Annotated in this window: 18 protein-coding genes; 5 read left to right on the top strand and 13 right to left on the bottom strand. The window is 67.8% G+C overall.

Going from position 1 to position 24,303, the window contains the following annotated elements; genetic code table 11:
* Positions 1–38: 38 nt before the first annotated feature.
* Complete coding sequence (gene lepA, locus ACI3KU_RS07325) at positions 39–1,886, bottom strand: translation elongation factor 4 (protein ID WP_404921646.1); 1,848 nt, start codon at positions 1,884–1,886, stop codon at positions 39–41.
* A 164-nt stretch (positions 1,887–2,050) separates the two neighbouring features.
* Between lepA and ACI3KU_RS07320 the strand changes: the two genes are divergently transcribed.
* Positions 2,051–2,782 (top strand): alpha/beta fold hydrolase, encoded by a 732-nt coding sequence (locus ACI3KU_RS07320; RefSeq protein ID WP_404921645.1) that lies wholly within the window; start codon positions 2,051–2,053, stop codon positions 2,780–2,782.
* On the opposite strand, the gene ACI3KU_RS07315 is transcribed toward ACI3KU_RS07320, so the two are convergent.
* Positions 2,761–3,996, bottom strand: coding sequence for an MFS transporter (locus ACI3KU_RS07315; RefSeq protein WP_404921644.1), 1,236 nt, complete (start codon positions 3,994–3,996; stop codon positions 2,761–2,763). The two genes, ACI3KU_RS07320 and ACI3KU_RS07315, sit on opposite strands and share 22 nt — an antisense overlap.
* Positions 3,993–5,345, bottom strand: coding sequence for a GH1 family beta-glucosidase (locus ACI3KU_RS07310; protein WP_404921643.1), 1,353 nt, complete (start codon positions 5,343–5,345; stop codon positions 3,993–3,995). Before ACI3KU_RS07310 ends, ACI3KU_RS07315 begins: the two co-directional genes overlap by 4 nt.
* 232 nt (positions 5,346–5,577) lie before the next feature.
* Here ACI3KU_RS07310 and rpsT point away from each other — a divergent pair, with 232 nt between their 5' ends.
* Complete coding sequence (gene rpsT / locus ACI3KU_RS07305) at positions 5,578–5,838, top strand: 30S ribosomal protein S20 (protein WP_404921642.1); 261 nt, start codon at positions 5,578–5,580, stop codon at positions 5,836–5,838.
* Positions 5,839–5,956: 118 nt separating this feature from the next.
* On the opposite strand, the gene araA is transcribed toward rpsT, so the two are convergent.
* The 8 genes from araA to ACI3KU_RS07265 all read right to left on the bottom strand — a co-directional run bounded on the left by araA (position 5,957) and on the right by ACI3KU_RS07265 (position 15,894).
* Positions 5,957–7,480 carry an L-arabinose isomerase gene (gene araA / locus ACI3KU_RS07300; RefSeq protein WP_404921641.1) on the bottom strand — a complete coding sequence of 508 codons (1,524 nt, stop codon included), beginning with the start codon at positions 7,478–7,480 and terminating at the stop codon, positions 5,957–5,959.
* 17 nt (positions 7,481–7,497) lie between these two features.
* Complete coding sequence (locus tag ACI3KU_RS07295) at positions 7,498–9,084, bottom strand: xylulokinase (RefSeq protein ID WP_404921640.1); 1,587 nt, start codon at positions 9,082–9,084, stop codon at positions 7,498–7,500.
* Positions 9,085–9,094: 10 nt separating this feature from the next.
* The gene (locus ACI3KU_RS07290) at positions 9,095–9,814 is read right to left on the bottom strand and encodes an L-ribulose-5-phosphate 4-epimerase (RefSeq protein WP_404921639.1); all 720 of its coding nucleotides are present in this window, start codon (positions 9,812–9,814) and stop codon (positions 9,095–9,097) included.
* Positions 9,815–9,910: 96 nt separating this feature from the next.
* Entirely contained in the window at positions 9,911–10,918 is a 1,008-nt protein-coding gene (locus tag ACI3KU_RS07285; protein WP_404921638.1) for a LacI family DNA-binding transcriptional regulator, read from the bottom strand.
* Positions 10,919–11,051: 133 nt separating this feature from the next.
* Entirely contained in the window at positions 11,052–11,750 is a 699-nt protein-coding gene (locus tag ACI3KU_RS07280) for an isocitrate lyase/phosphoenolpyruvate mutase family protein (protein ID WP_404921637.1), read from the bottom strand.
* A gap of 128 nt (positions 11,751–11,878) precedes the next feature.
* Positions 11,879–12,925, bottom strand: coding sequence for a DNA polymerase III subunit delta (gene holA / locus ACI3KU_RS07275; protein ID WP_404921636.1), 1,047 nt, complete (start codon positions 12,923–12,925; stop codon positions 11,879–11,881).
* Positions 12,926–12,979: 54 nt separating this feature from the next.
* Positions 12,980–15,292 carry a ComEC/Rec2 family competence protein gene (locus tag ACI3KU_RS07270; protein ID WP_404921635.1) on the bottom strand — a complete coding sequence of 771 codons (2,313 nt, stop codon included), beginning with the start codon at positions 15,290–15,292 and terminating at the stop codon, positions 12,980–12,982.
* A complete protein-coding gene (locus tag ACI3KU_RS07265; protein WP_404921634.1) occupies positions 15,289–15,894 on the bottom strand; it encodes a ComEA family DNA-binding protein in 606 nt (201 codons plus the stop codon). Before ACI3KU_RS07265 ends, ACI3KU_RS07270 begins: the two co-directional genes overlap by 4 nt.
* Positions 15,895–16,563: 669 nt before the next feature.
* Between ACI3KU_RS07265 and ACI3KU_RS07260 the strand changes: the two genes are divergently transcribed.
* Both ACI3KU_RS07260 and ACI3KU_RS07255 read left to right on the top strand, forming a co-directional pair.
* Positions 16,564–18,894: a sensor histidine kinase gene (locus ACI3KU_RS07260; protein WP_404921633.1), complete on the top strand. Its 2,331-nt coding sequence runs from the start codon at positions 16,564–16,566 to the stop codon at positions 18,892–18,894.
* The gene (locus ACI3KU_RS07255) at positions 18,894–19,592 is read left to right on the top strand and encodes a response regulator (RefSeq protein ID WP_404921632.1); all 699 of its coding nucleotides are present in this window, start codon (positions 18,894–18,896) and stop codon (positions 19,590–19,592) included. The genes ACI3KU_RS07260 and ACI3KU_RS07255 overlap by 1 nt, the downstream gene beginning before the upstream one ends.
* Positions 19,593–19,659: 67 nt before the next feature.
* Here the strand turns inward: ACI3KU_RS07255 and leuS are convergent, their stop codons facing one another.
* Complete coding sequence (gene leuS, locus ACI3KU_RS07250) at positions 19,660–22,215, bottom strand: leucine--tRNA ligase (RefSeq protein WP_404921631.1); 2,556 nt, start codon at positions 22,213–22,215, stop codon at positions 19,660–19,662.
* A gap of 80 nt (positions 22,216–22,295) precedes the next feature.
* A complete protein-coding gene (locus ACI3KU_RS07245; protein ID WP_404921630.1) occupies positions 22,296–23,534 on the bottom strand; it encodes an anthranilate synthase component I family protein in 1,239 nt (412 codons plus the stop codon).
* Positions 23,535–23,602: 68 nt separating this feature from the next.
* Between ACI3KU_RS07245 and ACI3KU_RS07240 the strand changes: the two genes are divergently transcribed.
* On the top strand, positions 23,603–24,268 hold the full coding sequence (locus tag ACI3KU_RS07240) for a DedA family protein (protein WP_404921629.1): 666 nt from the start codon (positions 23,603–23,605) through the stop codon (positions 24,266–24,268).
* Positions 24,269–24,303: the final 35 nt, after the last annotated feature.

Here is a 24,303-nt window from a genome sequence, read left to right as displayed (position 1 = left end):
ACCGAGGTGAACGCGCGTTCGAGAACACGAGTGTGCGCTTACTTGTCTTTGGTTTCGATGTCACCCGAAAGTGCGGCGATGAACGCCTCCTGGGGGACCTCGACGCGACCGACCATCTTCATGCGCTTCTTGCCCTCCTTCTGCTTCTCGAGGAGCTTGCGCTTGCGGCTGATGTCACCGCCGTAGCACTTGGCGAGCACGTCCTTGCGGATGGCGCGGATGTTCTCACGCGCGATGATGCGCGCACCGATGGCGGCCTGGATCGGCACCTCGAACTGCTGACGCGGGATGAGTTTGCGCAGCCGTTCGGTCATCATGGTGCCGTAGGCGTAGGCCTTGTCGCGATGCACGATCGAGCTGAAGGCGTCGACCTTCTCGCCCTGCAGCAGGATGTCCACCTTCACCAGGTCGGCTTCCTGCTGACCGGCCGGCTCGTAGTCCAGGGACGCGTAGCCCTGCGTGCGGCTCTTCAGCTGATCGAAGAAGTCGAAGACGATCTCACCCAGCGGCACGTTGTAGCGCAGCTCGACACGGTCTTCGGACAGGTAGTCCATCCCGAGGAGGGTGCCGCGACGCGACTGGCACAACTCCATCACCGTGCCGACGTAGTCCTTCGGCGTGAGGATCGCCGCCTTCACCATCGGCTCGGCGACCGAGGCGACCCGGCCGTCGGGATACTCGCTGGGGTTGGTGACTGTCACGTGCTGGTTGTTGTCGGTGGTGACCTCGTAGATCACGCTGGGCGCCGTGGTGATGAGGTCGAGTCCGAACTCACGCGCCAGACGCTCCGTGATGATCTCCAGGTGCAGGAGCCCCAGGAAGCCGCAGCGGAAGCCGAAGCCGAGCGCCACGGAGGTCTCCGGCTCGTAGGCGAGCGACGCATCGGACAGCTTCAGCTTGTCGAGTGCTTCGCGCAGCTCCGGATAGTCGGATCCGTCGATCGGGTACACGCCGGAGAAGACCATCGGCTTCGGATCGGTGTATCCGGTGAGCGCGGTCTCGGCGGGCTTGCGCGCACTGGTGACGGTGTCGCCGACCTTCGACAGGCGCACATCCTTCACGCCCGTGATGAGGTAGCCCACCTCCCCGACGCCCAGCCCCTTCGTGGGAACCGGCTCGGGACTGGAGACGCCGATCTCCAGCGCCTCGTGATTGGCCCTCGTCGACATCATCTGGATGCGCTCGCGCGGCTCCAGCTTGCCGTCCACCATGCGCACGTAGGTCACCACGCCGCGATAGGCGTCGTACACGGAGTCGAAGATCATCGCGCGCGCGGGGGCATCCGGGTCTCCGACCGGTGCCGGGATCTGCGCCACGATCGCGTCGAGCAGCTCCTCCACGCCCATGCCGGTCTTTCCGGAGACACGCAGCACGTCCTCCGGCTTGCCGCCGATGAGGTTGGCAAGCTCAGCCGCGAACTTCTCCGGGTCTGCAGCAGGCAGGTCGATCTTGTTCAGCACCGGGATGATGGTGAGGTCGTTCTCCATCGCCAGGTACAGGTTCGCGAGCGTCTGCGCCTCGATGCCCTGCGCCGCATCGACCAGGAGGATCGCGCCCTCACACGCGGCCAGCGAACGCGACACCTCGTAGGTGAAGTCGACGTGGCCGGGGGTGTCGATCATGTTCAGTGCAAAGGTCTCACCGTCGCGCGACCAGGGCATGCGCACAGCCTGGCTCTTGATGGTGATTCCGCGCTCGCGCTCGATGTCCATCCGATCCAGGTACTGTGCCCGCATGTCGCGGTCAGAGACGGATCCCGTGATCTGGAGCATGCGATCGGCGAGGGTCGACTTGCCATGGTCGATGTGCGCGATGATGCAGAAGTTTCGGATCTGCTCCGGCGGCGTCGCGGCGGGCTGGAGCGGCTTCAGGGCGCGTGGTGACATATCCGGACGAGTCTATCCGCTCCGAGTCTCGGTCAGAGACTCACGAAGATGTCGCGCGACTCGTCGGCGAAGTCCACGGTGCTCCCGTTCACGCCGTCCAGCGGCATCTCCAGCCGCGGCAGCGTTGCGTCCCCCGTGTCGGGCACGCTGACTACGCTGGCGGCATGGTGACGCAGGTGGTTCTCGTGCACGGCATCCGCACCTCGGCGACGATGTGGCGTGCGCAGCTGGATCATCTCTCCGCCCGCGGTGCCAGGGCTGTCGCCCTTGATCTTCCCGGGCACGGGACGCGGATGTCCGAGCAGTTCACCTTCGACGAAGCGTGGCGGACGATCGATGACGCCGTGCAGCGGGCGGCAGAGCGCGGCCCCGTTCTGCTGGTGGGTCACTCGATGGGCGGCCTGCTCACCACCGCGTATGTCGGTGCCGAGACCGCTCCTCCCGTGACCGCGTTCATCGGCGCGTCCTGCACGGCGCTCCCCCGCGGCGCGGGCCTGGCGACTTATCGCCTCCTCGCCGGCGGGTTCAACTCCCTGCCGGATCAGGGCGCCTGGTTGACCCGCCAGGTGCTCGCCGCCACGCTGCCGGAGGAGACGCGGGAGGATTTCGGTGCCGGCGGCTACGCTCTCGCGGCGCAGGACGCGGCGCTGCGCTCACTCGCACGGCTGGATCTGGTCGAGGCGCTTCCTCGCATCGCGATTCCGACCTGGTTCATCAACGGCCAGTTCGATCAGCTCCGCCTCAATGAGCAGCTCTTCACGCGTCTCGTCCCGCACGCGGAGATGATCGTCGTGCCCAAGACCTCGCACCTGGTCACGGCGATGCGTCCGCGCGTGTTCAACGCGCTGCTGGACCTGGCCCTCGCGACCATCGATCAGGGCGCGCGCACCGCCTGAGGCTCCCGCGCTCCGGCCGTCATCAGCCCGCCGAGCACCGACAGGATCGCGCCGCCGAGGAACAGCAGCCAGAATCCGCCTGCCGCGGCAACCAGCGCCGCCCCGATGAGAGGACCGAGCAGCTGTCCGAGCGCGGCGGACACCGTGACCAGGCCGAGATCACGCGCGTGTGCCGTCTCGTCGGGAAGCAGGTCGGTGGCCAGGGCGAGGCCAGTGGTCATGAACGCGCCGTAACCGACGCCGAGCAGCGCAGCCGCGACCAGAGTCATCTCCCAGCTGGGAACGAAGGCCAGAAGCAGTGACGCGACCGCCTGGATCATGGCGCTCACGACAGTGGGCATCCGGCGCTTCCCGGTGCGATCGGACCACCACCCCGAGCCGAACGACGCGATGACGACGAAGACCGTGTAGACGACGATCGCGATCAGCAGGTTGTCCTCTGCCGCCGCGCCCTGCCCGAGCCCGTACATCAGGAAGAACAGCAGCAGCGTGGTGCCGAGGGCGTTCCCGATGTTCACGACGAGTCGGCCCGAGATCATCCAGCCGAAGTCCCGGTCGCGCAGCGAACGCAGCACGCCGCCGCCACCGGATGCTGCTGCCGCGTGACCCGGCGGATCGGGCAGCACGAGGGCCGCGATCGTCCCGATCACGGCGATGAAGCCGCCGAGCACGAGATACGACACGTCCACCGTGAGTGCGAGCACCACGACGGTGCCGACGCCCACGATGATCCCGACGGCCTGCGCTGAGCTGGCCAGCGATGCCGCGACTCCCCGCTGTGCGTCCGGGAGCTGATCGGCGATCATCGCGGTGAGCGCGGCTGACACCACGGCGATGCCGACGGACACGCCGGTCCACGACGCGCCCACGGCGATCGGCCCGGAGGCGAAGCCGGTGACCGCCAGGCACACCGCCGCGATCCACGTACCGGCCAGCGCCCACGGCCGTCGCCGCCCCCAGCGCGAACGCGTGCGATCGGACATCGCGCCGGCCAGCGGACCGGCGATCACACCGGCCAGGCCACCGACGCCCAGCACGACTCCCGTGGACACGACACCGCTGATCCATCCGCTCGCGTCGTCCGGCGTGTCCAGCTGCGTCGGCAGCAGGAGCTGCACCGGCGTGAGCTGCACGGTCCAGATCGCGAGCCAGGCGACGGCGAACAGCGCCATCCACCCGCGTGTCACGCGTGAGCGCCCCGCCACGGCCGTCACGGCCGGCTCCGAGCGATGAGGTCGCGGTACCAGCGATACGACGCCTTCGGCGTGCGGGTTCCGGTGGCGATGTCTGTGTGCACCAGCCCGAAACGCTGGGTGAAACCGTCCGCCCACTCGAAGTTGTCCATCAGGGACCACACCGTGTACTCGTCGACCACGACGCCGGCGCGGATCGCGTCTCCGATCGCGGCGATGTGCCCCTGCAGATACGAGATCCGGTCGCGATCGTCTACGGTCGTCGGCTCGTCCGGTTCGGGGAATGAGGCTCCGTTCTCGGAGACCATCACCGGCGGCAGGGTGGCCCCGTATCGGTCCAGGAGCTGCACCAGCAGCGCGGTGAGCGCCTCCGGCACGATCGGCCACTCCGGCCCGAATCCCGTCACCGGCGCACCGGGGGTGGGCACGATGGTGAAAGGCACCAGCCCGGGATCGGCGGTGACTGTCGTGGGGTTGTAGAAGTTCACGCCGTACCCGTCCAGCGGCGCCGAGATCAGATCGAGGTCGCCATCGCGCACCGGCAGCTCGGGCAGTCCGAGGGCGGCGAGGTCGGGATAGCGTCCGGTCAGCACCGGATCGGCGAAGAGGCGGTTGTGCAGCAGGTCGTAGACGGCCGCTGCCCCCGCATCCTCCTCGGTGTCATGCAACGGACGCACGAACGTGTGGTTGTTCGCGATGGCCACCTCATGAGCTCCCGCCGCTCGCAGCACGCGCAGCGCGAGCCCGTGGGCGAGGAGCTGGTGATGCGCGGTCGGAAGTGCGTCGAAGAGCATCGTTCGGGCCGGCGCCAGCGTGCCCACCGCGTATCCCTGCAGGGTGGTCATGGCCGGCTCATTGATCGTGTACCAGTGGCGCACGCGATCCGCGAGGCGATCTGCGACCAGCCGAGCGTAGTCGGCGAATCGGAGCGCGGTGTCGCGGTTGAGCCACCCGCCCTGCGCTTCCAATGAGCTCGGGAGGTCCCAGTGATACAGCGTCGGGAACGGGGTGATCCCGGCTTCCAACAGGTCATCAACGAGGCGTGAGTAGTAGTCCAGACCCGCCGGGTTCGCGCCGCGCACACCGTCAGGCTGGACACGCACCCACGAGATCGAGAAGCGGTACCGGTCCACGCCGAGTTCCCGCAGCAGCGCGACGTCCTCGCCCCAGCGGTGATAGCTCTGCGGCCCCTCGTCTGCGGTGGTGCCATCCACGATCCGACCGGAGTCCACGAAGTCGTCCCAGATGCTGCGACCCCGACCATCCATGTCGCGAGCCCCCTCGATCTGGAAGGCGCTGGTGGCGGTGGACCATCGGAATCCTGGCGGGAAGGCGGCAAGCGGATCGGCGGTGGTGGGAAGGTCGGACATGCATCTCCTCGGACAGCGTCGTGCGAGTGAACTCGGGTGTCTGTTCGGACGATACTCCGCACCAGCGGTGCCGCGTCAAGCGTTCCTGCTCGACGCGGTCGGAAGCATGCGCATTGTGCTGATAGACTCGGCCTTTGACTTGTGTGTGGGTTCGCCCTCACATCGTCGAGGACAGCCCTCTCTCTGCCGCTCGACACACCTCATCCCATTCGGAACGAAAGTCAGACCACACGTGGCAAACATCAAGTCGCAGATCAAGCGCAACAAGACCAACGAGAAGGCCCGCGAGCGCAACAAGGCCGTCAAGACTCAGCTGAAGAATGCCGTCCGCCGCACGCGTGAGGCCATCGCCGCGGGCGACAAGGTCGCCGCTGAGGCCGCGCTGAAGAACGCGTCCAAGAAGCTGGACAAGGCCGTCGGCAAGGGCGTCATCCACGAGAACCAGGCTGCGAACCGCAAGTCGTCGATCGCCAAGCAGGTCGCCGCTCTCTGAGCCTTCCGACAGAATGCCCGCCCCTTTGCTGGGGCGGGCATTCTGCATTTGTTGGCATGGAAGCTGGAAAACACCGCTCCGACGCGCGTCGGAGCGGTGTTTTCCACCTCTCAGCGGCTCAAAGCCCCTGCGCGAGGCGGTAGTAAGCCTGGTTCCAGCGCACCTGCTGCTGGAACGCGGGAAGCGTGGTGTCCTCGTCGATCACCAGGAGTTCGACCCCGGCCATGTCGGCGAAGTCCCGGAAGGCCTCCAGGCCCACGGCGGTGGACATCACGGTGTGATGCGCCGCGCCCGCGGTGAGCCACGCTGCAGCGCTCGTGGTGAAGTCGGGTGCCGGCTTCCACACCGCGCGCCCCACCGGAAGGTTGGGCAGCGGCTGGCGAGGCTCGACGTTCTCGACCACGTTCGCGGTGAGGCGGAAGCGGTCGCGCATGTCGCTCATCGCCACGACGACGGCGGGACCGGAATCGGCGGTGAACACGAGCCGCACCGGGTCATCCTTGCCGCCGATGCCCAGCGGGTGGATCTCCAGCGTCGGACGCGCGGTGGTGAGCGCGGGCGACACCTCCAGCATGTGCGCACCGAGGATGAGCTCATCGCCCGGCGTCATGTCGTAGGTGTAGTCCTCCATGAGGCTCGCTCCGCCGGGGAGGCCCGCGCCCATGACATTCGCGATGCGCACCAGCACGGCCGTCTTCCAGTCGCCTTCGGCACCGAAGCCGTAACCCTCGGCCATCAGGCGCTGAACCGCGAGTCCGGGCAGCTGCTTGAGCTCACCGAGGTCCTCGAACGAGGTCGTGAAGGCGCCGAAGCCACCCTCCTCAAGGAAAGAGCGCAGACCGATCTCGATGGCTGCGCCATCGCGAAGCGACTGGTGACGCTCGCCACCGCGGCGGAGCTCGGGCACCACATCGTAGAGCTCCTCGTACTCCGCGACGAGCGCGTCGATGTCCGACTCCTCCGCGGCAGCCACGGCGGCGGCGAGGTCATTGACGCCCCAGGTGTTCACCTGCACGCCGAAGCGCAGCTCGGCCTCGGTCTTGTCCCCCTCGGTGACGGCGACGAAGCGCATGTTGTCGCCGAAACGCGCCAGCTTGAGCGAGCGTGCGGCCGCAAGGCCCGCGGCGGCGCGCTGCCAGGTGGCGATCTCCGACCGCACCCGGGCGTCGCTGGCGTGACCCACGACAGTCTTGCGCGGCACACCCAACCGGGTCTGGATGTAGCCGAACTCACGGTCGCCATGCGCCGCCTGGTTCAGGTTCATGAAGTCGAAGTCGATGTCGGCCCACGGAAGCTCGACGTTCGCCTGCGTGTGCAGATGTGCGAGCGGCTTCTGCAGCGCGTCGAGACCGGCGATCCACATCTTGGCCGGGCTGAACGTGTGCATCCAGGCGATGAGGCCGATGACGCGCTCTGCCGCGTTCGCTTCGAGCACGAGCGCCCGGATCGACGCGGAATCGGTGAGCACCGGCTTCCAGACGATTCGCACCGGAACGTCATCGGCCGAGTCCAGCAGCGCCGCGATCTGCTGCGACTGCTCCGCCACCTGGGCGAGCGTCTCGGGGCCGTACAGGTGCTGACTGCCGGTAAGGAACCAGACCTCGTAGCTGTCGAGCGTGGTGGAGAGGGGCGTGCGGGTCATGATGTCCTTCCGGCGGTTCAGAGAGCGTCCACGGCGGCGGCCTCGATCGCGAGGCCCCGACGATAGCGGTCGAGGTAGGTGGTGAAGCCGGCGACGTCGCCGGCATCCGGTTCGGTGACGCGCGTGTCGGCTGCGGCGAACACGACGTCGTTGAGGTAGTCGCCCAGGGAGGTGGCTTCGGCGTGATCGAGATAGGACGCCAGCACCGCGATCCCCCACGCGCCGCCCTCGGCGGCGAGTTCGCCGACGGCAACCGGTGCGTTCAGCGCGGCCGCGAGGAAGCGCTGCGCGACACCGGCGGTGCGGAACATCCCCCCGTGGGCGAACATGCGATCGAGCTGGACGTTCTCCGAGTCCAGCACCCGGATCCCGAGCGCCAGGGTCGCGAACACCCCGTAGAGCTGCGAACGCATGAAGGTGGCGAGGCTGAAGGAGCTCTCCGGCGTGCGCACGAACAGCGGACGCCCCTCCGTCAGCCCCGCGATCGGCTCACCGGCGAGGTGGTTGTACGCCAGCAGGCCACCGGCGTCCGCTTCGCCGTCCAGCGCCTCACGGAACAGGGCCTCGAAGACCGTGTCTTCATCAACCGGGTGTCCGGTGGCCGCCGCGAATCGCGTGAAGAGGCCCGCCCACGCGGCCAGTTCGCTCGCGCCGTTGTTGCAGTGGACCATCGCCACGGCATCCCCCGCGGGGGTGGTGACCAGATCCAGTTCGTGGTGTGCGGATGCGAGCGGGCGCTCCAGCACGACCATCGCGAAGATGCTGGTGCCGGCGGAGACGTTGCCCGTGCGCGGCGCGACGGAGTTGGTGGCCACCATCCCGGTGCCCGCGTCACCCTCCGGCGGGCAGAGCGCGGTTCCGCTGCTGAGTCCACCCGTGGGTTCTAGCAGCAGCGCGCCCTCGTCCGTCAGGGTGCCCGCGGCGGCGCCGGCGGGAAGGACCTGCGGAAGCAGATCGCGCACCGGGCGCGGCAGTCGGCCGGCGGCGAGTCGGTCATAGGCGGCGAGCATGTCGGCGTCGTAGTCGACGGTTGCGGAGTCGATCGGGAACATCCCGGACGCATCACCCACACCGAGCACGCGCTGCCCGGTCAGGCGCTCGTGCACGTAGCCGGCGAGAGTGGTGATCCGATCCAGCGCGGCAAGGTGCTCCTCCCCCGCCAGCACGGCCTCGTGCAGGTGCGCGATCGACCAGCGCAGGGGGATGTTCACGCCGAACAGGTCGGTGAGCTCCGCCGCTGCCGCGGAGGTGTTGGTGTTGCGCCAGGTGCGGAACGGGACCAGGGGGCCACCCGCCACATCCAGAGCGATGTAACCGTGCATCATCGCGGAGACGCCGATCGCACCGAAGCGGGCCGGCCGCACGCCGTGACGTTCCTCCGCGTCTGCGAGAAGGGCCGCCACTGCCGCCTGCACCCCCCGCCAGACCTCATCGATCCGGTAGCTCCAGAGGCCGTTGACCAGTTCGTTCTCCCAGGCGAAGGACCCGACGGCAATCACGTCCGACGGATCCGAGCCGACGAGGCACGCCTTGATGCGGGTCGATCCCAGCTCGATGCCGAGGCTGGTGCGGGCAGCGGTGATATCGGATGCTGCAGTGCTCATGTTCGCCCTCTCACCGACGCGCGTCGGTGTTCTGCCCGTAGACGTTCTGATAGCGGTTGTAGAGGGCGTCAATCGCCGCGGGGTCGATCGGGATGAGCGGACCGGCCTCGCGCGCGAGGTGGACGGTGCGGGCCACATCCTCGACCATCACGGCTGCCTTGACCGCGTCACGGGCATTGACTCCGATGGTGAACGGGCCGTGGTTGCGCATCAGGACAGCACGGGATCGGTGGCCGCGGAGCGTCTCCACGATTCCGCGGCCGATGGAGTCATCACCGATGATCGCGAAGGGGCCCACCGGAACCGGCCCGCCGAACTCATCGGCCATCGCGGTGATGACACACGGGATCTCCTCCCCGCGCGCGGCCCAGGCCACGGCGTAGGTGGAGTGGGTATGCACGACGCCACCCACCTCCGGCATGTTTCGGTAGACGTACGCGTGTGCTGCCGTGTCGCTCGACGGCGCACGCTCGCTGCCCGCAGCGCCGGGAATCGCCACGCCGTCGAGGTCGCAGAGGATCATGTTCTCCGGCGTGAGATCGTCGTAGTTGATGCCGGACGGCTTGATGACGAAGAGGTCCGCGCCCGGAACACGGCCCGAGACGTTTCCGCCGGTCCAGATCACCAGGGAGTATCGCACCAGCTCGGCGTGCAGACGTGCCACGTCTTCACGCACGATGCGGATGGCTGCATCGATCTCCGGGCCGAAAGTGGGCTCTGTGCTGCTCACGGGTACCTCGCTGTCACGTCGTGTGCGGGTCACGGAAATGTGACCGGTCACAGAAGTGTGTCACACCGGCGAATGCACCGTCAAGGAGGGCCGCGTTCAGTCGCGGCGCGCGACGGAGTCCCGCACGACGAGCACGGGCATCACCGGCGCGACCGGGGGGTGTGAAGGAGAAGATCCGACGAGGAACTCCACGGCGCGGCGCGCGATGGCCGTGAAGTCCTGGTGCACCGTGGTGAGCTTCGGCCAGTAGTAGGCCGCGTCGGGGATGTCATCGAAACCGACGATGCTGATGTCGGCGGGCACGGCGACGCCGGCCTCATGGAGTCCGCCGAGCAGCCCGAGCGCCATCTGATCGTTCGCCGCGAAGACGGCGGTGACCCCGGAGTCGACGATCGTCCGGGCTGCGGTGTAGCCCGAGCCGGCTGACCAGTCCCCCGCGACGATCGGCCCGACCGGGAGCCCGCGTGCGGTCAGCTCGGCCGTGTAGCCGTCGGCGCGGGACTGCGCTTCCAACCAGTCAATGGGCCCGCGAAGGTGTGCGATGCGGGTGTGTCCCGCCTCCGCGAGCGCGGCGACGGCCAGCCGCGCCCCCGCGGCCTGGTCGATCGACAGCCCGTGCTCGCCCTGCCCGGACGAGTGCAGCGTGATCACCGGCACGTCGATGGCGAGCGAGGAGACGGCGTCCAGGGTGGCCGCGTGCGGTGCGACCACGACGATGCTCTCCACCCCTTGCGCGAGGAGGTGCTCGATCGCCGATGTCACGGAGGTGGCGTCGTCCGCCTCGGCAAACGCGGCACTCACCCAGTAGCCGGCTTCGCGCGCGGACGCCTCGATGGCCGCGATGCTCTGAGCCGGCCCGAACAGGAGCGCGTCGGAGGCCAGCACGCCGATGGTGTGCGAACGGCTGGTGCCGAGCGCGCGGGCCGCGTTGTTGACGCGATATCCCAGCTCGGCCATCGCCGCCTGGACGCGTTCCCGCGTCTCCTGTGCCACGTCGGGGTTCTCGTTGAGCACGCGCGACACCGTCTGGCGCGACACGTCTGCGAGCGCCGCGACGTCACGGACGCCCACGCGTCGTCCCGGTGCACCCTTCGTGTCAGTCACGCGGTCGAGTCTATGGCTCATGCACCGCCTCCCTTCCCGTGCCGCGCAGCGACAGCGAGGTGCGCGGATGAAGATTCGTTGCGTCCGCGTCCTGACCGTGCGCCCTCGCCCGCCTGCGATGGCTTCGGTCTGGTCAGTTCGGGGTGGGGCGTGAATGGAGACGATTGATCTCGGACCAGCTCAGTCGGGAAATCGTCTTGCTGGCCGTTCCGAACTGGCGTACTTCGTGGACGATGTCATGCGTTGCTCGATGGACGGCCTCCGCGACGGACGACCCCATGCTGATTCTGCTGGCGCCTGCTCGCGAGAGCTCCGGCACCGTCAACGTGCCGGAATCGAGGGCGACGTTCAACGGTGCGTCGACGGCCGCCGCGAAGGTGGCGACATCGTCTTCGGCCAGCGCGCCGAGGACGAAGAAGCCGTCCGCCCCGGCGGCTGTGTACGCGTGGGCACGCTCGATTGTCTCGCGCCGCCACAGGTCAGGCCCCGCGCCCATGCGGTGGGTGTCGATTCGCGCGTTGATGAAGAGGGGAATGCCGCTCCTCTCTGCGGCTGATCGCGCCGCAGCGATTCGCTCGACCTGTTCCGGGATCGGTCGGAGACCGTCTTCGAGGTTGATGCCGACCGCGCCCGCGGCGATCGCCCGCGCCACCGTCACGGCGACCTCGTCCGGGGTCGTCGCGTAACCGGCTTCGAGGTCGGCGCTCAAGGGAAGTCGACCGCCCACGGCCTGAGCGATCTGCCGCAGGGAACGAAGCGCCAGGTCTCGATGGAGGTGGTTTCCATCGGCGAGACCGGCAGACCACGCGATGCCGGCGCTGGTCGTCGCCATCGCTGAAGCGCCCTCCTCCTCCACGATTCGCGCGGACGTCGGATCCCAGATGTGGGAGCAGGAGCGGGAGATCAGGCCTCCCGCGCCGTCCCTTCCTTGCCCAAGGTCCGTGCCGGCGGTCTTCGACGTCAGCCCTGTGAGGCGTAGGGTGCACGGGTGGCGATGACGGTGACCAGTCGCTCGAGCGCGAACACCGGGTCCCGAGAGGCACCCTTCACCTCGGCGTCTGCGCGGGCCGCGGCCTGGATGGCGATGGCCAGCGTGGTCTGATTCCACCCGGCCAGGTCACGCCGTGCCCGGTCCACCTGCCAGTCCTTCATGCCGAGCCGACTCGCGATGGCCTGATTGGATTCACGCCCGGCACCCGCCACTCGAGCCATGGTGCGCAGCTTCATGGCGATGGCGGCGACCATGGGCACCGGGTCGGATCCGGAGGCCAGTGCCTGCCGGAGGGACACCAGGGCTTCGGCATACTTTCCCGCGATGGCGGTGTCGGCGACCGTGAACGCCGTGGTCTCGACGCGGCCGCCATAGTAGCGAGCGACGACCTCGTCGGTGATCTCCCCCGAGACGTCCGAGATGAGCTGCTGACATGCGGCCGCCAGCTCGGTGAGGTCGTCGGCGAACGCGCTCACCAGGGCTCGCAGCGCGCCCGGCGCAATACGACGACGGGCCGCCTTGAACTCTCCCGCCGCGAAGTCGAATCGGTCGGAGTCGCGCTTCACCGCCGGGCAGGCGATCTCGATGCCACCCCCGGAACCGGAGCGAATCGCGTCGAGAAGCTTCTTGCCCCGGACGCTCGCGCCCGTGTGGCGAAGAACGAGGGTGGCGCCCTCCTGCGGGTTGTTGAGATATGCGATGGCCTCGCTGAGGAACGCGTCCGAGCACTTCTCCACCCCGGACACCCGGATGAGGCGCGGCTCGCCGAACAGGGATGGCGAGGTGAGTGCCAGCAGCGTGCCGGCGGCATAGTCGTCAGCGCGGACGTCGGACACCTCCAGCGACGGATCCTCCGCCTTGAGGTAGCTGCGCACTCCGGCGATGGCCCGCTCCGCGCACACCTCCTCGGGTCCGGACACCAGCACGATCGGCGCCGGATGTGGATCTCGCCAGGGCACCTGCCGGATGGTCGAAGACGCCTTCTTCGCGGGTGCTCGACGTGCCGTGGATGCCATGGTTCCAGCCTAGCCACCGCCTCCGACGTCGACCCGCGCCGACGGCCTCGCGAGCTATGGCGGCGCATGCTCGCGCCACACTCGCAGGTCTTCGCCCGTGAGCTGAGCCAGCAACAGCCCCTCGTCATCCGTCCGCGCGATCACGGTGCCGAGCGCCGCGAGCATGTTCAGGGTGTCGTCGCGGGGGTGGCCGTAGTCGTTCCCGCGCCCCACGCCGATCAACGCGAGGCGCGGATGCAGTGCCGCATACAGGCGCGGCTCCTGATCGGCGCTGCCGTGGTGACTCACCTTGACGATGTCGTACGTGGATCGAAGGCCCCCGGCACGTAAGAGGCCGCGTTGTGCTTCGGCATCCAGATCTCCGAGCAGCAGCGTGGCGGGAAAACCGTCACCAGTCACCTCCAGCACAACGCTCGCGGGATTGCCCGTGACCCGACCCGACGTGGGCCACAGCACGCGCCATCGGGCATCGCCGAGATCCCCGCTCAGTCCACGTCGAGCATCCACCACACGTGCTCCCTGGGCGTGGAGTCGATCCACCAACGCGGCATCGGCGTCTCCGTCTGTGGGGCCGTGCAGCAGCACTCCCACCCGGCCTATCACCGCCGCGGCACCACCGACGTGGTCCAGATCGAAATGGGTCAGAAGGAGCAGATCCACCCGTGCGATACCGAGTCGCTGAAGGCAGCCATCCAGCAGGGCAGGATCCGGCCCGGTGTCGACGAGGGCGACGATTCCCGCCGACCGCAGCACCGTGGCATCCCCCTGACCCACGTCGCACATCGCCACGGACCAGGTACTCGGCGTCAACAGGGGCACCACGGTGGAGCGCACCAACCACGCTCCGACACCGATCCCGATGCTGGCCAACGCGACGGCGGCGGCCCCGCGACGCACCATCGGCGACCGAGCGCGGACGAGCAAGACCGCGAGAGCCGCACAGACCACGCCGAGCGTCACCGCACCCAGCAGCCCCTCCTGCCACGGCAGCACGCTCTGCGGCAGGGACGCCGTCAGGCGCGCTGTGCTGCCTACCCACTGCGCCGGCACCCACGCGATCGAGATCAACGCGTCGCCCAGCACCGGCACCGCGGCGAAGAAGCAGCCGAGCATCCCGGCCAGGGTCGCCACGGGGGCCGCCGGGGCAGCAAGCACGTTCGCCAGTACGCCGGACAGCGACACCGCCGGGCTGATCAACACGAGAATCGGCGCGCACGCCAGTTGAGCGACGATCGGTGCCGCCAGCGGCAGCGCCATCCACATCGGCAAGAAGCCCGCCACCGTCCGCGCCGCCGGCGGGCCCAGCACGAGGAGGGCCGCGGTCGCGGCGACGGAGAGCGCGAAGCCGACCTCGGAGGCGAGCCACGGATCGCTGCACAGCAGCACGATCACCGCGACGCTCAGCACGTGCAACCCGATCTTCGCGCGCCCCAGAAGTACCGCGAGCATCGAGACGGTGGACATCGCGGCGGCGCGCACCACGCTCGGCTCCGGCGTGACCAGGATCACGAATGCTGCGAGCGCCCCGACCGCCATCAGGACCCGCGCTGCGCGGGGCAGTCCACAAGCCGCCGCGAGCGCGAATCCCGCTCCGACCACGAGGAGGCAGTTGGAGCCTGAGACGGCCAGAAGGTGTGCCAGGCTGCTCGTCTTCATCGCCTGATCCAGATCGACATCCACACCGCTGGTGTCGCCCACAGCCATCCCCGGGATGAGCTGCGCGCCGTCTCCCGGGAATCGGCCGGCGCGTTCGAGGAGCCCCTGCCGCAGCTGTGCAGCGACCGCGAGCGCCCCGTTCGGCGCCGCGATGACGTCAGGAGGTCGCGACGAACGCAGCGCGACTAGTGCGCGATCGCCGGGTCCTGCACTCTCCACCCGCCCTGTCACCCACAGCACCGCACCGAGGTCAGCCCCCGCCGGGCGCTCTCCGCTGAACAGCACCTCGGCAGGGATGGCGAGGCCATCCGTGGTGACCGTTCCGCTCAACCTCCAGGCGCCCTCCCACGCGGGGGTGAGTTTCGACAGCACGGTGAACGGTCCGCTGACGCGAGCGGGCAGCTCTGCGACGGCGGCACGCAACGGTGCCTGCAGGGTGACGTGCATACTCGCCACCGCTATGGCGGCAGCGATGAGCACCGGCACGGCAAGTCCACGACGCGCGGCGAGGACGACGCCGACGAGCACCAGCACCCACGCGATGATCGTGACGGGCAGCGCGAGATCGACCACTGTCGTCACCACGCCGGCGGCTACCCACACCCCGGCGACAACCGGCACGAGGCGCAGATCACGCGGGCGGAGGGACAGCCCACCGGATGCTTCCCCGCCATCCGTCGGCGTCCCGATCCGCTCGGCCCGCTGGCTCATACGCGCACCATCGATTCGATGGCTGCGAACATCTTCTCCCCGATGCCGGTGACATCCAGCAGATCTTCCACCGCGGAGAAGCGACCATTGTCGGCTCTCCAGTCGAGGATGCGCTGCGCGAGCGCCGGGCCGATGCGCGGGAGTGTCTCCAGTTCTGCCGCAGTGGCCGTATTGAGGTCGATGAGACCGCCGGCAGTCGCCGCGCCCCCGGCGGACGCGACCGGTGCTTCGCCCTCGGCCGACACGACGATCTGTTCCCCGTCAGCCAGCAGTCGGGCAAGGTTGAGGCCATCCACAGCCGCCTCCCCGGCGAAGCCCCCGGCGGCCGCCACGGCGTCCATCACGCGCGATCCCGGCGGCAGCACATAGACCCCGGCAACCGCGACCGCGCCGGATACATGGACCGTCAGAAGTCCTTCCTGCGGCGCGATCCCGGAGCTCGACGGGCTCGGCGCAGCAACGTCCTGCACGGTGCCCGCTTGTTGCAGCACCCCGGTGGCCACGGTGGCGGCGACAGCGAGAATGGCAACGCCCGCTGCGGCGGTGAGCCCGATCCGCCAACGACGTCGGCGCGGTTCATCGCGCGCATAGCCTTCGGTCATCCCGCGAGGCTAGATCCACGGCGGTCCCCACGAATGTCTGCACCCTCGTCGTCGAAGAGGTTCGCCGTCGGCGCGGGCTGGGGAGGAATCATGGCGGACAGATTTTTGGCGTGCGGCCAACACCCCCCGGCGCAAGCCGCACGCCCGCCCCGAAGGGCAGATCGAACTCGTCGATTGCTCGACGGATCTCACGGGCATCCGACACACCAGCAAGACCGAGACAGCACGACTTCCCGACTCGGCTGCTCGACGATCAGCAGCGAGGTTATCCCTCGCCGTGGCGAGGAAGAACCCCTGTCCGCAGAGTGACCCCACTGTGGGGGTCATTCCCGGGTTCGCTCCGCGCCCCGAGCAGCGCGGCGAATAGTCTCCTCGTGGTGGGGACTTGCAGTGCTTCCCGAGCATCCGCCCCCGCCTGAGGGGAGAAGAGACGACCGTGAGCACCCGAGATACACGGAATCGGACGAAGATCACGCTGCTGATGCGCGCTCGCGCAACGCCGCCGAGGTGCGCGCGCTGAGAGCTGGCGAGCGGCATTGGCTGCCCTCCTTTCCCCGGCACCATCGCCGCTCGTCATGAACTCGCTCGTCGGCCTCCCTCATATGACCGGAGAACGGTAAACTGTTGGTTCGAGATCTCTACTTCCCCCCGAGTACGAGGCGGATCGCTGTGATCACAACAGAGTCTGCGCAGCTGCCGTCTACTGCGATGCGCCTGGTGGCGCGTGTGTTCGCCACGGCGACCGCTTCCGCGCCCGGGTGGGCTTCCGAGAGCCTTCTCGCCTCCATTCGCATGGTGGTCCTGCTGAGTGCAGCTGCATGGCAGGCAGTCATGCTCGTGACAGCCACAGTGACGGTGGGTTGGTCCGGATGGGGTCTGATGTCGGGATTCGTCCTCATCGCCGTCCTCGCGATTCCCTCCCTCCGTGTTCCCGCGCCCGGGGTGCTGGCCCCCACCCTGATGGCTGCCACAGGAGTGTGGTGCTACGTCATCGCGCCCGATGTCGACTCCCCGCTCACTCTTGCAGCCTGCTGGCAGATCAACTTCGCGACATGTATTGCCGGCCTTCTGATCCGAGATCGGCGGATCATCGCGCTCGTCCTCGGCTATGCGACGATCGCCATGATCGTCGTCCTCACGGTGCGACCGGAGTGGAACCAGCAGTTCCCCATCTCCATCCCGATCACCCAGGCCGCCATCATCATCGCGATCCGTCTGCTCTTCCCTTCTCTGTTGCGCATCGGTACCGAGGCGGACGCGACACCGGACGCCGCCGAGGACGCCGTTCGGCGTGCCGTCGTCGCGCACGAGACGAGCGCCCGCATCTCAGAAGAGTCGCGCGTGCTCCACGACACCGCCATCAACACGCTCGGTGCCATCGCCAACGGCGGTGCCGGCATCACCGATGCGCAGCGAGTTCGGGAGCAATGCGCACGTGATATCCGTCTGGTCGCTGCATTGCGTACCGACCGACCGATGCCTGAGCCCGCGTCGCTGGCAGATGTCTTCCGCCAACCGGGGCTTCCTGCCCGCCGAGGCGGCATCTCGGACGAACAGATCGAACAGCTGAATGCTCGTCTTCCGCGACCCGTCATCACGGCGCTGCTCGGCTGCGTGCGGGAGGCTGTCACCAACGCCACGAAGCACTCGGGCGCCGACAGCGTCGGGATCGTCCTCATGGTCGACGCTGAGAGTCTCATCCTGACCGTCTCCGACGACGGGGTGGGCTTCGACCTCGATGCCGCTCGCAGCCGTCATCGTGGCCTTGCCAGCTCGGTGATTGCACGAGCGGCCGATGCGGGCATCACCGCGGAAATCCGAAGCGCTGTCGGCGAAGGAACGCGAATCACGTTGTCGGCACCGCTCGACGTCGAACCGGATGTGCCCCAGATCATTGTCGATACCGACATTGTGAACTTCCTCGAGTCGGCCCGTCTGCACGCCGCCGGCCTCTGGGCGCTCGGTGCCACCGGCATCGGCGTGCTGCTGCTGGTCTCGGGCGGCACCAACGAGTATGGCGCGCTCGTTCTGATGCTCCTCGTCATGGCGGCTTCCTGGCTGGCGTTCCGCTCCACTCACCTGCGCGCCCATCGTGGATTCCTTGCGGCGCTTCTGGGTGTCGGCGCGATCACCACGTTCTTCCTGTCCGCGGCTGCAACGGACTTCGGTTCGGTCGGCGTGGTGCACTGGCAGGCTCTCGCCCCCACGGCCGCCACGGCCATGGCTATCGCGCTGTTCCCTTCGTTACGGGTCGTCGTCGCCGGTCTGAGCATCGGGATCATGGTCGTCATCGCCCTCGCTCTGACCGTGGCAGATATGAACAGCGCAGCGGCTGAGAATATCGTGGTCGCGGGCTGCGTCTCCCTGGGGCTGTCCGCGGTCTGGGCGCGCTTCCAGACCCTCGTCGAACGTGTCGGGGCACGCTCCCTGAGGTCACGTCAGGAGACGTTCGCGGCGAACCTCGCTTCAGACGTCGCGGCGACAGCACAAGCCCACTACCTTCGATGGATGAACGCCGGGCTGGACGGCGGCATCGCCCTCCTCCGCGAGATCGCGAACGGCACCCGCAACCCTGCTGATGACGAGACGCGTCGTCTGTGCGCGGATGAGGAGCGCTACCTGCGCCAGCTCGTGCAGATCAGTCCTGACCTCATCCACCTGGGTCGGGAGATGATGCCCACGCTGCAGTTCGCGCGTGAACGCGGCATCACCTTTTCCCTCCGACTGGGGAGCACCGACACCAGCGACGAAGCCGAGGCGCGACTGCTGTCGCGCATGGTGCTCCACAATCTTGCGACGACACCTGCCGGTGGCAGCGTCCTCGCTTCAGTCTTTCCCACCCAGGACGGTCTGCAGCTCACTCTGGTGGGCTCAGGCTTGTCTGTTCCCCCGTCGCCATCCCCCTGGCCGACGGACACCACCGTCTCGCACGGTCTCATTGAAATGGTCACCCGCGAATCCGACCGCGCCCTGGCCGATGCACGTACTGGAGGTTCGTAATGGAGAGCAGCAAGACACGACGGGCGCGTATCGCCATCGTGGAGGATCACCTGCTGCAGCGTAAGCGCACGGAGCAATTGCTCAACGATACGGGTGAGTTCGAGATCGTGTTCAGCGCGGTGTCCGCCCCCGAGTTCGTCGCGTGGGTTCAGAATGCTCCGCGCTCGCAGCGTCCACACCTGCTCGTGCTGGATCTGATGGTGGATCGCGAGCCCTCCGTTGATGTCGCCGTCGTGGAATCCCTGCGGCAGGCGGGGCTGAAGATCGTGGTCCTCTCCGCGCTCGCCTCGCCACCGCTCGTGCGCAGCATCGTGCGGTCCGGCGTGAACGGAATCGTCGGCAAGCGTGACGCCGAAGAGGACATCCTCGATGCGATCCGCGCGGTCCTGCGCGGTGAGGAGTGGATCACAACGGAGCTGGCTGCCGTGATCGCCGGCGACCCGAACCGTCCGAAGCTCAGCATTCAGGAGGAGCGCGCGCTGATCCTCTACGCATCGGGCCTGACCATCGCCGAGGTCTCCACAGCGATGAACATCGGATGGGAGACCACCCGTCAGTATCTGGACCGCGTGAAGAGCAAGTACACCGCGGCCGGCGTTCCCGTGCGAACGAAGGTCGATCTGGGCCGGGTGGCCGTCGCGGACGGGTACATCGATCCCGCGGACAATCCGCGCGTGACAGACGCCCCCGTTTCCTAGCGTCGTAGCAACGTCCAAGTCCCTCCCGTATTGATCCGGGAGGGACTTCGACGTGTGTGACTTCGCCTCACTTGGTGGCGAAGCTCACCACCTTGGGGGCGCGCACGATGGCACGAACGACATCGCGACCATCGAGAGCGCGCTGAACCTTCTCGTCGGCGCGAGCCAGCGCCTCGAGCCCCTCCGCGCTGATCTTGGCGGACACCGAGAGGGTGCTGCGCACCTTGCCATCGATCTGCACCACGGCCGTGACCTCGTCCTCCACCAGCAGCGCGGGATCAGCGTCACGCCACGAGGCGAGACCGACGAATGAGTCATGACCCAGGACGGACCACATCTCCTCGGCGACGTACGGGGCGACGAGATCCAGCACGAGCGCGACCGCTTCGGTAGCCTCGCGGACGGCGGGGTCCGCGCCGCCAGCGCCCGAGTCGATGGTCTTGCGCGTGATGTTCACCAGTTCCATCAGGCGCGCCACCACGACATTGAACTTGGTGTGATCGACCAGACCGGGAACCTCGGCCCACAGCTTGTGGGTGGCGCGGCGCAGCGCCGTGTCGCCGCCCGCGAAGACGACGTCGACCGGGCTCGCCACATCATGCGCCAGGCGCAGCGCTCGGGAGAGGAACTTGTACGCACCGGTGGTGGATACGTCGTTCCAGTCCTTGTCGTCCTCCACCGGACCTGCGAACGCCAGAGCCGTGCGGACGACGTCGGGACCATGCTGTCCGAGCTCCTCGTTGAACAGCACCAGGTTGCCCTTGGACTTGCTCATCTTGGATCCATCCAGCAGCACCATGCCCTGGTTGATCAGTCGGGAGAACGGCTCCGTGAAGTCGATCAGCCCCATGTCGTAGAAGACCTTGGTGAGGAAGCGCGCGTACAGCAGGTGCAGAATCGCGTGCTCGACGCCACCGATGTAGCTGTCCACGGGCGCCCAGGCGCTGGCCGCCAGACTCGGGAAGGCCTGGATGTCGCTCTTCGGGTCGAGGAAGCGCAGGAAGTACCAGGAGCTGTCCACGAAGGTGTCCATTGTGTCCGGGTCCCGGAGCGCGGGCGCACCGGTCTCCGGGTCGGTCGTGGTGACCCAGTCCGTGGCGGCACCCAACGGCGACGAGCCCTTGGGCTTGAGGTCCAGACCCTCCGCCGACGGCAGGCGAACCGGGAGCTGGTCGGCGGGGACCTTCACGATCCGTCCGTCTTCGGTGTGGATCATCGGGATCGGAGTGCCCCAGAAACGCTGACGCGAGATCAGCCAGTCGCGCAGGCGGAAGGTCGTGGTCGCGCGGCCCCGGCCCGTGGCCTCGAGCTCGGCGGTGACGCGCTCGATCGCGTGCTTCTTGCTCAGTCCGTTCAGCGAACCGGAGTTGATCATGCGCCCCTCGCCCGTCAGAGCGATGCCGGTCTGCGCCGGATCGATGGAGGCCAGCTCGACCATCTCGGCTTCGGGGTCGACGACCTCGATCACACCAGTGGCGGAGGCAGTGGTGTCGACCACCACGGAGATCGGCAGGCCGAACTTCCGTGCGAAATCCAGGTCCCGCTGATCGTGCGCGGGCACAGCCATCACCGCGCCGTGGCCGTAGTCGGCCAGGACGTAGTCGGCCGCCCAGATGGGCAGCCGCTCGCCGTTCACCGGATTGACGGCATAGCGTTCCAGGAAGACGCCGGTCTTCTCGCGGTCGGTGGCCTGACGCTCGATCTCCGTCGAACGACCCACTTCTTCGAGATATGCCTGGAAGCGCATACGAGCCTCGCTCGATGCTCCTGCGACCAGTTCGGCGGCCAGATCGGCGTCTGGAGCCACCACCATGAAGGTCGCGCCGTGCAGGGTGTCGGGGCGCGTGGAGAAGACCGTGACCTTCTCCTCACGGCCTTCGATCTCGAAGTCGATGTCCGCGCCCCGGGAGCGGCCGATCCAGTTGCGCTGCATCTGCAGCACCTTGCTCGGCCACGCACCCTCGAGCTGGTTCAGGTCATCCAGCAGCCGGTCGGCGTACTCGGTGATCTTGAAGTACCACTGCGTCAGCTTCTTCTTGACCACGACCGCGCCGCAGCGCTCGCACCGACCATCCACCACCTGTTCGTTGGCGAGCACGGTCTGATCGTTGGGGCACCAGTTGACCGGCGACTCCTTGCGATACGCCAGACCCCGGTCGAACAGCTGCTGGAAGATCCACTGGTTCCAGTGGTAGTACTCGGGATCCGACGTGTGCAGCTCGCGGCTCCAGTCGAAGGACATGCCGTACTGGCGGAAGGCATCCCGCTGCTGGTCGATGTTGGCGTAGGTCCACTCCAGCGGGTCAGCACCCCGCTTGATCGCGGCGTTCTCCGCCGGCAGACCGAACGAGTCCCATCCGATCGGGTTCAGCACGTTGTGGCCGCGGTGGCGCCAGAATCGCGCGACGATGTCGGAGTACAGGTAGTTCTCTGCGTGTCCCATGTGCAGGTCACCCGACGGGTACGGGAACATCGCCAGGATGTACTTCTTCGGACGCGTGTCCTCATCGCCACCGGCGCGGAACGGGTCGTGCTGGTCCCAGAGCGCCTGCCACTTCGCCTGAAGCGCGTGCGGGTCGAAACCGCTGGCGTCGGGAGAATCGGACTGCGTGACCTGGGACACGGATGACACCTCACTGAATGGGATTCTGCGCGATGTGCGCATCCATCCAGGTTACCGCGCCGGGCGGCTGCTCCCTCCCCTCACCAGCCCGCGGGAAGTGCTGCACCGAGCGCCGCCAGCGGGGTGCGCGCCTTGATGCCCACCTCGGCGACTTCGTCGGCGATGATCGACCCCCAGGTGATCCCGCCGCCGGCTCCCACGGACGCACTCGCGGGGCCGACCACGACCGTGCGGATCGTCATCGCCAGCTCCAGCGATCCGTTGGCACCGATCCAACCGAAACATCCCGCATACATGCCGCGCGGCTGTCGCTCGAGGCCAGCGAGGATCGTCATGGCGGAGAGCTTCGGAGCACCCGTCATCGAACCCGCGGGGAACACCGCCGCCAGCACCTCCCCGACGGTCAGCTCAGGTCGCAGTCGCCCCTGCACCGTGCTGACGAGCTGGTGCACCGTCGGATAGCTCTCGATCTCCCAGAGGCCGCTCACGCGCACACTGCCCGTCTGGCACACGCGCGACAGATCGTTGCGCATGAGGTCGACGATCATGACGTTCTCCGCGCGCTCCTTCTCCGAGGCATGCAGTTCAGCGGCGAGGCGCGCGTCGTGATCCGCATCCACACCGCGCGGACGCGTTCCCTTGATCGGTCGGGTCGTGATGACTCCCGCGTCGACGCCGAGGAACTTTTCCGGGGAGATGCTCACGAGACTCGTCTCCCCTACTCGGAGAAAACCACCGTGGTGCGAGGCCGCGGCGCGCCGGAGACGCCGATGAACGGCAACGGCATCGTGGTGGCCGGGCACATCGAAGCGCGTGGTGAGGCAGAGCTGGTAGGCGTCACCGAGGCGGATTGACTCCCGGCACTGGGCGACGAGGTTCGCGTACCGTTCGGGCGTGGTGCGGGCCTGAGCCATCCCGACGCTCTCGGCTTCGGGGGCCGACGCCACGGGTAGCGCGCTCAGCACCCGCGCGCGGAAGTCGGCGCCACCGTGGAAGCGCATCGTGCGGTGTTCGTGATCGAAGATGACCGCGTCCGTCACGCGCAGCCACAGCGGCCCCTGCTCGGCGACGACGTTCGGCACGCCCGCCCACCGCGCTCCAGACTCGTAGTCCAGCGCCCCGACCCAGGCGGGAACGTCCGATGCGACATCGACGTCGATCTGCGTTCGCGCGACCTCGTCCCAGGTCACCGGGACGCCTCGCCCGAGCACCGATCTACCGCTCGCCGCGTCGGGCCCCGCATCGAGCCAGAAGAGGTCAGCCTGGTCGCTCGCGAGGTCGGCGAACGCCGCCTCAGGATCGATCCACGGTTGCGTCACCGCTCCACCCTAAGCGCTGGGGAAGGTTCGTCTGCGAGTCTTCAGCCTGGGTGTTCTAGGCTTCCTCTGTGAACGACGTCGTCTCCGCGATCCTGGAGTGGGTGCAGTCGGTTGATCCCGTCCTGCGCACCGTCATCGCGGGCATCGCGATCATGCTGGAGACCAGCGTCCTGGTCGGGCTGATCGTCCCGGGCGACACGATCGTGATCGTCGCCGCCTCCGCGACCACGGGCCTGGGCGAGCGCGTGATCCTGACATTGGTCATCATCGTCGGAGCCCTGATCGGTGAGAGCGTCGGGTACGCGCTCGGACACTGGCTCGGACCGAAGATCCGCCAGTCGTGGGTGGGACGCAAGCTCGGCGAGAAGAACTGGATGCGCGCGGAGCGCTACCTCAATCGCCGTGGCGGTCCTGCGGTGCTGCTCAGTCGTTTCCTCCCTGTGCTGCACTCCCTCGTCCCGCTCACCGCGGGCATGAGCGGCTTCGGCTATCGGCGCTTCCTCGCCTGGACGCTTCCCGCCTGTGCGATCTGGTCGACGCTGTACGTCACGATCACGGCAGTCGCCACCGAGACGTACAAGGGACTCAGTGATCGCATCCACGGTGCGGGGTACATCTTCGTGGCGATCATCGTCGTCTTCCTCATCATCGTGTTCGTCGCGAAGAAGGTGATCGAGCGCAACGAGCGCCGTCACCTGCAGGACGACGGCGCCACACCGTCTGACCAGGACTGATCCAGCGCGCACACCTGTCCGCGGCGCGACGACGT

Origin of the sequence: Microbacterium sp. ZW T5_56 (genome assembly GCF_044987425.1) — a bacterium.
Taxonomy (GTDB): Bacteria; Actinomycetota; Actinomycetes; order Actinomycetales; family Microbacteriaceae; genus Microbacterium.
The sequence above is the reverse complement of the archived record's forward strand: the minus strand, read 5'-3'. Positions and strand labels throughout refer to the sequence as shown.

What these genes read in the sequence shown, in the direction of transcription:
- ACI3KU_RS07295 (WP_404921640.1), bottom strand. Translation starts at nt 9,084, where the DNA reads ATGAGCACTGCAGCATCCGATATCACCGCTGCCCGCACCAGCCTCGGC.
- ACI3KU_RS07255 (WP_404921632.1), top strand. Translation starts at nt 18,894, where the DNA reads ATGGAGAGCAGCAAGACACGACGGGCGCGTATCGCCATCGTGGAGGAT.
- araA (WP_404921641.1), bottom strand. Translation starts at nt 7,480, where the DNA reads ATGACCCGCACGCCCCTCTCCACCACGCTCGACAGCTACGAGGTCTGG.
- lepA (WP_404921646.1), bottom strand. Translation starts at nt 1,886, where the DNA reads ATGTCACCACGCGCCCTGAAGCCGCTCCAGCCCGCCGCGACGCCGCCG.
- ACI3KU_RS07280 (WP_404921637.1), bottom strand. Translation starts at nt 11,750, where the DNA reads ATGGCGACGACCAGCGCCGGCATCGCGTGGTCTGCCGGTCTCGCCGAT.
- ACI3KU_RS07265 (WP_404921634.1), bottom strand. Translation starts at nt 15,894, where the DNA reads ATGACCGAAGGCTATGCGCGCGATGAACCGCGCCGACGTCGTTGGCGG.
- holA (WP_404921636.1), bottom strand. Translation starts at nt 12,925, where the DNA reads ATGGCATCCACGGCACGTCGAGCACCCGCGAAGAAGGCGTCTTCGACC.
- ACI3KU_RS07310 (WP_404921643.1), bottom strand. Translation starts at nt 5,345, where the DNA reads ATGTCCGACCTTCCCACCACCGCCGATCCGCTTGCCGCCTTCCCGCCA.
- ACI3KU_RS07320 (WP_404921645.1), top strand. Translation starts at nt 2,051, where the DNA reads ATGGTGACGCAGGTGGTTCTCGTGCACGGCATCCGCACCTCGGCGACG.
- ACI3KU_RS07270 (WP_404921635.1), bottom strand. Translation starts at nt 15,292, where the DNA reads ATGAGCCAGCGGGCCGAGCGGATCGGGACGCCGACGGATGGCGGGGAA.